A 6,075-nucleotide genomic window follows, 5' to 3' on the forward strand; every position below is an offset into this window, starting at 1 on the left:
CTCGAATGGGTGAGCTGTCCATGACCTTCGAGATCACCTCCCTGGTGGTCCTCATCGCCATCATCGTGGGCGACCTGATCCTCGTCTCGCGCCGTCCGCACGTGCCCTCCATGAAGGAGTGCCTGGCATGGGTGGGCTTCTACGTGGCGCTCGCGCTGGTCTTCGCGCTGATCCTGTACTTCGTGGGCGACACGCACCACGTCTCGGTCGAGTTCCTCACCGGCTGGCTCACGGAGTACTCGCTGAGCGTGGACAACCTCTTCGTGTTCATCCTGATCATGGGCAAGTTCGCGGTGCCCAAGAAGTACCAGCAGGAAGTGCTGATGGTGGGCATCATCATCGCGCTGATCGCCCGCGCGATCTTCATCCTGGTGGGCTCGGTCGCGATCTCCCACCTGTCCTGGATCTTCTACATCTTCGGCATCTTCCTGCTCTACACCGCGATCAAGCAGGTCAAGGGCGATGACGACGAGGACGACGGCGAGGACAGCGCGGTCCAGAAGTTCGTGGGCCGCTTCATCCACGTCCACGACGAGTACGACGGCAACAGGATCCGCACCGTCCTGGACGGCACGAAGGTCTTCACGCCGATGCTCATGGTGTTCGTGGTCATCGGGCTCACGGACGTCATGTTCGCGATCGACTCGATCCCCGCGATCTTCGGCATCACCCAGAACCCGTTCATCGTGTTCACCGCGAACCTGTTCGCGCTCATGGGTCTGCGCCAGCTGTACTTCCTGCTGGGCGGGCTGGTCGACCGCCTCGCGTACCTGCACTATGGGATCGCGGCGATCCTCGCGTTCATCGGCGTGAAGCTGCTGATCCACGCCATCCACGAGGCCCCGCTCGAGTTCATCCCCGGCTTCGAGGCCCTCGAGAAGCTGCCGGAGATCGGCACCGCGGCCTCGCTCATCGTGATCATCGGCGCCATGGCCATCGCGACCGTCGCCTCCCTGCTCTGGGGCCCCAAGAGCGAGCCCGAGGAGGTCGCCTCCGGCTCCGGGGACGACCAGCAACAGGGCTGACCGCGGGTTGCTCCCGAACCGGGGGCGGCTGCTCGCCTGGGCGTGATGGCGCGGTGGCTCCTCGCCCGTCCGCGGTCGCCCGGGGGAGGTATCCGGTACCTCCGTGCGCTACGCGTAGTCATGCGTCGGGTGACGTGCCATATATGCGGTCACCCGACCTCTGACTACGCGTAGTGCACGGGGCTGCGTGAGACCCCGCCCGCGGGCTCTCGCGTGAGCGCCCTCCGCGTCGTCTCAGGCCGGCAGGTCCACGACCCACGGCTCGCGCGGCAGCGTCGCGGGATCCCAGCGTTCGAGCACGTCCGGTGCGCTGCGGCATCCTTCCAGCCCGAGCGAGGCGCCGATCCGGCCCACCACGTCACCGACGTCCTCGCCGCGCTCGAGCCGATCGCGCAGGGTCACCGCGCCGTCGCGCTTTGCCAGGCGCGCGCCGCTCGGGGAGACGGCGAGCGGGACGTGCGCGTACTCCATCGGAGCGGTCGGATCCGGCGCGGCCGCCCGGGTCCGGTCGGCGCTGGTCGCTGGACCGGCGCTGGTCGCCGGATCGGTGCCGCTCGCCAGGTCGGCGCCGCCCAGCAGATGAGCCAGATACGCCTGACGAGGGGCGGAGCTCAGCAGGTCGTCGGCCCGCACCACCTGGTCCACGCCCTGCGCGGCGTCGTCGACGACGACCGCGAGGTTGTAGGCGACCACGCCGTCGCCGCGGCGCAGCACCAGGTCGTCGACCGTGCCGGTGACCTCGCCCGCGAACATGTCGTGGACCGCCCACTCGGCGACTCCCGCGCGCAGCCGCAGGGCCGGCTCGCGCCGCAGCTCGCGCATCCTCGCGCGTCCGCGCTCGCGCGCGCTCTCTTCCAGATCCCGGCATGTGCCCGGGTAGGCGCCGGGCGGGGCATGCGGGGCCGACGGCGCCTCGAGGATCTCCCGCCGCGTGCAGTAGCACTCGTAGACCAGCCCCGCATCGGCGAGTCGGCCGAGGGCGGCGTCGTAGGCCTCGGCGCGCCGGGACTGGTGCATGACGTGCCCGTCCCAGTCCAGGCCGATCGCCTCGAGGTCCTCGAGCTGGCGCTCCTCGGCGCCCTCGCGCACCCGGTCCAGGTCCTCGACGCGCAGCCGGAACGCGCGGCCGCTGCCGCGCGCGAGCACCCAGGCCAGGATCGCCGTGCGCAGGTTCCCCAGGTGCAGGTCGCCGCTCGGGGAGGGAGCGTAGCGGCCTGCGGGGGAGTCGACGTCGGGCATGGCCCCAGTCTGGCATCGCGGGCCGTCGACCGACGCGAGAGTGCCGACGGAAGGGGAACCATGAGCGCCGCACCGAAGCCCGCCCGGCCTGCGGGCGGCGAGACCGTGCTGATCCTGCGGATCGTCCTGTGGGTGTGCGCGGTCGTCGCCCTGATCGGGATCGTCCTCGCGGGCCTCGGAGAGGTCTGGAGCCTGGCGACGGCCGATGACCCGGAGGGTGCGAACATCGGCGCCGGCCTCGTGATCATCGCCGGGGGTCTTCTGGCCGTGCTGGGGCTGGCGGGCTGCGCCGTCGCGCTGGTGGGCCGGTCGGTGGTGCGGCGCCGGGCCCGGGCCGACCGGGCGCGCTGAACCGGAGACCGCTGCAGCGGCCGTCGAGGACCGCGACGCCGGCGACGGCGGAACCGCCGACGCCGACATCGCGGAGCACCGCGACAGCGCCGACCCTCACGCCGGCGTCGGCAGCGGGCTCAGGCCTGCGGCTCGAGCTGCGTGGGGATCGCCAGACGGTTCCACACGTTGATCGTGGCGATCGCGAAGAGGAGATCACCCAGCAGGGTCTCGTCGAACTGCGCGGCCGCCTCGTCCCAGACGTCGTCGGGGACGCCCTCCGCGCCCAGCTTCGTCACCGTGTCGGTGAGGCGCAGTGCGGCGCGCTCACGGTCGTCGAAGTGCGGTGAGTCGTGCCAGGCCGCCACGGCGAACAGCTTCGGGGTGGGGATGCCGGCCTTGATGCCGTCGCGCGAGTGCATGTCCGTGCAGAACGAGCAGCCGTTGAGGATCGAGGCGCGCAGCTTCACGATCTCGTACAGCTCGCGCGGGATCTGCCGGCTGCAGTAGGACTCGAGGCCCAGCACGGCCTTGTAGGCCTCGGGGTGCGTCTCGAACAGCTTCATCCTGGTCATCGGTCGTTCTCCGTTCTGGACTCCGGGTGTCCTGGCGGAACGTGGGTCCCGGGCGTCTCGTCATGATGACCGACGAGCGGCCGGAGATGTGAGGCGGACCCCAGGGCCCCGTCGGCGCTGCACTGCGAGCGAGCCTGCGCTGCAGCGCGAGCGCGCCCGCGGCGAGCGGCAGCACCCGGACGCGACGCGGCCCCCGGTGCGTAGTGCACCGGGGGCCGCGAGATCCGATGGTCATGGTCGCCGAGGCGACCCATCGGGTGGTGTCAGACGTCGATCAGGCGTCGCCGCGGTGGTTGCCGCGCTTCTCCGGATCCGCGGGGTTGTCCGCCGGGTCGATGGCGGGGTCGATCACGCGACCCTGCTCGACCTCGTCGTCGGCCGAGCCCTTGGCGGCTCCGCCCTTCGCGTCGGCGCTCTTCGCGCCGGCGGCCTTGGCATCGGAGCCCTTGGCCTCCGAGCCCTTGCCGTCGGTCTTCTTCGCCTCGGCCGAGTCGACCTTGACCTCCGACGGAGCGGTGTCCGAGGTGCGGTCGGAGGTGTTCGGGGTCGAGGCGGCGTGCGAGCCGCCCTTGAGCGAGGAGGCGACGTCCCCCGCCTCGGCGCCGGCGACGGCGTCCGAGACCTGGGTGGAGTCGGACTCGCTCGAGCCCGAGGCCGGGTAGTGGGCGCGGGCGAAGTCGGCCGGCGGGGCCCAGGGGTCCTCGACCGGACGGGTCTTCTTCCACACCAGGTAGCCGGCGGCTGCACCGGCGGCCGCGAGACCCAGGATCAGCAGCACCTTGCCGGCGCGGCCGCTCTTCTTCTTGGGCGCGGCCACGGCGGCCTTCTTGATGTCGCCCTGGCCCTTGTCGAACTCGCTGCGTGCGGCATCGACCGCGGCGGCGACGGCCGAGCTCACCACGGAGCCGGTCGCCTCGGCCGTGCGGCGGGCGCGCGGGAGGTAGTCGTCCTGCAGGTCGTTGCGGAGCTTCTCCGCCTGCGGGCCGATCTTCTCGCCGAAGGCGGAGATCTTCTCGCCCTGGGTGCGGAGGCTCTCCTCGACCTGCGGGCGGACCTGGTCGACGAACTGCGAGGCCCTGTCGCCCGCGTTCTCGGCGAGGGACTTCAGCTCCTCGACGGCCTTGCCGGCCTTGTCCTCCGCGGTGCTGCCGAGATCAGCGGCGGTCTTCTGCGCCTGGTCCTGGACCTTGGACGCGGTCTTGGCCGCGTCCTTCCGGCCCTTCTTCGCTGCCTTCTTGGCACGCTTCGTGCTCAGCGCCATGCGAGTCCCCTTTCGGTCATGTCCGCCGGGCTGTCCCGACGGGGGAGTGCGTGCGGACGAGGGTCGCGTCGCTCAAACGCGACGACACGTCTCGAGTGGTTCCACCCTACCGTGACCCCCGGCACGCGGATCCAGAGTGCTGACAGGTGGGGATGGGGATCCGCGGCCCAGCGGTAGTGTGATCGGCACGATCCCCTCGCATCCCCGCGACGACGCACCCCGAGCAGGTGATCCCCGATGCCCCGCAGGCCCTCCCTCCCACCGCTGCGCGGAGCGACGCCCCTGCAGGCGCTCGACCGCTTCTTCCGGCAGTACGGCATCTTCAGCGGGCGGGCGAGCAGGAGCGAGTACTGGTGGTGGGTGCTCGTGAACCTCCTGGTCACGGGCGCTCTGCAGATCGCCGGGAACATGCTGGTCACGGGGTGGAGGTGGGACTTCACGTTCGTGATCGTCGGCAGCCGATGGCCGATGGGGTCGAGCGGCGCCTCGGTGATCGGGGTCATCGCGACGGTCTGGGTACTGGGCACCCTCATCCCGAGCTTCGCGGTGGTCTGGCGGCGTCTGCACGACGCGGGGCACGGCGGCGGCTGGTTCTTCCTGATCCTCATCCCGATCGTCGGCTGGCTGCTGCTGGTCTGGCTGCTCGCCTCGAAGGAGAACCCCGACGGGGCGCGCTTCGACCGGCCGACGGCCGCCACCGGCCCGGATGCGCCGCTGGGCCTGCGCAGCGACGCCTGGTCGAGGTCCTGAACCGCGCCTCCGGCCGGGTTCCTGACCCGCGCCTTCGGCCAGACTCCTGATCCGCACCGCTGCCCGGAGTCCTGACCCGCGACCGGCGGATCCGTCGGCCGCGCCCACGTCTCCGTCGGCGGTGAGCAGGTGCCCTCTGGCTCGCGCACGCCGCGCCCACGCGCCTGTGCGAGACTGGCCGCATGTTCGCAACACTGCACACGAACCAGGGCGACATCCGCCTCGAGCTGTTCGAGAACGACGCCCCCAAGACCGTCGCCAACTTCGTCGGCCTCGCCGAGGGGACCCGCGAGTTCACCGACCCCGACTCCGGCGAGAAGGTCACCCGTCCGTTCTACGACGGCGTCATCTTCCACCGCGTCATCGACGGCTTCATGGTCCAGGGCGGCGACCCGCTCGGCACCGGCACCGGCGGCCCTGGCTACATGTTCGACGACGAGATCTCCGAGAAGAACTTCGACGAGCCCTACAAGCTCGCGATGGCCAACGCCGGCAAGCGCATGAACGCGATCACCGGTAAGCCCGCGGGCACCAACGGCTCGCAGTTCTTCATCACCGTCGCCCCCACCCAGTACCTGCACGGCAAGCACACCGTGTTCGGTGAGGTGGCCGACGACGAGTCGAAGAAGGTCGTCGACGCGATCGTCACCACCCAGACCGACATGCGCGACCGTCCCGTCGAGGACGTCGTCATCGAGTCCGTCGACATCGAGAAGTGATCCGGAGGCGGGGGGCCCCCCCCGCGCCCCCCCCCCCCCCGGGGCCCCCCCCCCCCCCCCCCCAGCGGGCCCCCCCCCCCCCGCCGGGAACCGTTTTCGTACTTCTCGTCGGTGCCGGGGCCGGTAGGCAGCCCGATCGGCTCGATCAGGGACCGATAGCCGGCCCGACCGGCCCG

7 protein-coding genes are annotated in these 6,075 nt (G+C 71.1%); 4 read left to right on the forward strand and 3 right to left on the reverse strand.

The annotated features are described in order from the left end of the window. Positions 1–20 precede the first annotated feature (20 nt). Positions 21–1,025: a TerC/Alx family metal homeostasis membrane protein gene (locus I8D64_RS14700; protein WP_246483075.1), complete on the forward strand. Its 1,005-nt coding sequence runs from the start codon at positions 21–23 to the stop codon at positions 1,023–1,025. A gap of 234 nt (positions 1,026–1,259) precedes the next feature. Here the strand turns inward: I8D64_RS14700 and gluQRS are convergent, their stop codons facing one another. After that, positions 1,260–2,264: a tRNA glutamyl-Q(34) synthetase GluQRS gene (gluQRS, locus tag I8D64_RS14705; protein ID WP_200503549.1), complete on the reverse strand. Its 1,005-nt coding sequence runs from the start codon at positions 2,262–2,264 to the stop codon at positions 1,260–1,262. A gap of 60 nt (positions 2,265–2,324) precedes the next feature. Between gluQRS and I8D64_RS14710 the strand changes: the two genes are divergently transcribed. After that, positions 2,325–2,615 carry a hypothetical protein gene (locus I8D64_RS14710; protein ID WP_200503550.1) on the forward strand — a complete coding sequence of 97 codons (291 nt, stop codon included), beginning with the start codon at positions 2,325–2,327 and terminating at the stop codon, positions 2,613–2,615. 119 nt (positions 2,616–2,734) lie between these two features. Here the strand turns inward: I8D64_RS14710 and I8D64_RS14715 are convergent, their stop codons facing one another. Together I8D64_RS14715 and I8D64_RS14720 are read right to left on the reverse strand one after the other, a co-directional pair. Beyond that, complete coding sequence (locus I8D64_RS14715; protein WP_200503551.1) at positions 2,735–3,169, reverse strand: carboxymuconolactone decarboxylase family protein; 435 nt, start codon at positions 3,167–3,169, stop codon at positions 2,735–2,737. A gap of 274 nt (positions 3,170–3,443) precedes the next feature. Then, positions 3,444–4,430, reverse strand: coding sequence for a hypothetical protein (locus tag I8D64_RS14720; RefSeq protein WP_200503552.1), 987 nt, complete (start codon positions 4,428–4,430; stop codon positions 3,444–3,446). A 237-nt stretch (positions 4,431–4,667) separates the two neighbouring features. On the opposite strand from I8D64_RS14720, the gene I8D64_RS14725 reads away from it, so the two are divergent. Both I8D64_RS14725 and I8D64_RS14730 read left to right on the forward strand, forming a co-directional pair. Then, on the forward strand, positions 4,668–5,180 hold the full coding sequence (locus tag I8D64_RS14725) for a DUF805 domain-containing protein (protein ID WP_200503553.1): 513 nt from the start codon (positions 4,668–4,670) through the stop codon (positions 5,178–5,180). Positions 5,181–5,362: 182 nt separating this feature from the next. Then, positions 5,363–5,899: a peptidylprolyl isomerase gene (locus I8D64_RS14730; RefSeq protein WP_200503554.1), complete on the forward strand. Its 537-nt coding sequence runs from the start codon at positions 5,363–5,365 to the stop codon at positions 5,897–5,899. Positions 5,900–6,075 lie beyond the last annotated feature (176 nt).

This window comes from Brachybacterium halotolerans, assembly GCF_016623465.1.
Lineage (GTDB): Bacteria > Actinomycetota > Actinomycetes > Actinomycetales > Dermabacteraceae > Brachybacterium > Brachybacterium halotolerans.

Coding starts and splice junctions, on each gene's coding strand:
- I8D64_RS14700 (WP_246483075.1), top strand. CDS start 21: ATGACCTTCGAGATCACCTCCCTGGTGGTCCTCATCGCCATCATCGTG.
- gluQRS (WP_200503549.1), bottom strand. CDS start 2,264: ATGCCCGACGTCGACTCCCCCGCAGGCCGCTACGCTCCCTCCCCGAGC.
- I8D64_RS14710 (WP_200503550.1), top strand. CDS start 2,325: ATGAGCGCCGCACCGAAGCCCGCCCGGCCTGCGGGCGGCGAGACCGTG.
- I8D64_RS14715 (WP_200503551.1), bottom strand. CDS start 3,169: ATGACCAGGATGAAGCTGTTCGAGACGCACCCCGAGGCCTACAAGGCC.
- I8D64_RS14720 (WP_200503552.1), bottom strand. CDS start 4,430: ATGGCGCTGAGCACGAAGCGTGCCAAGAAGGCAGCGAAGAAGGGCCGG.
- I8D64_RS14725 (WP_200503553.1), top strand. CDS start 4,668: ATGCCCCGCAGGCCCTCCCTCCCACCGCTGCGCGGAGCGACGCCCCTG.
- I8D64_RS14730 (WP_200503554.1), top strand. CDS start 5,363: ATGTTCGCAACACTGCACACGAACCAGGGCGACATCCGCCTCGAGCTG.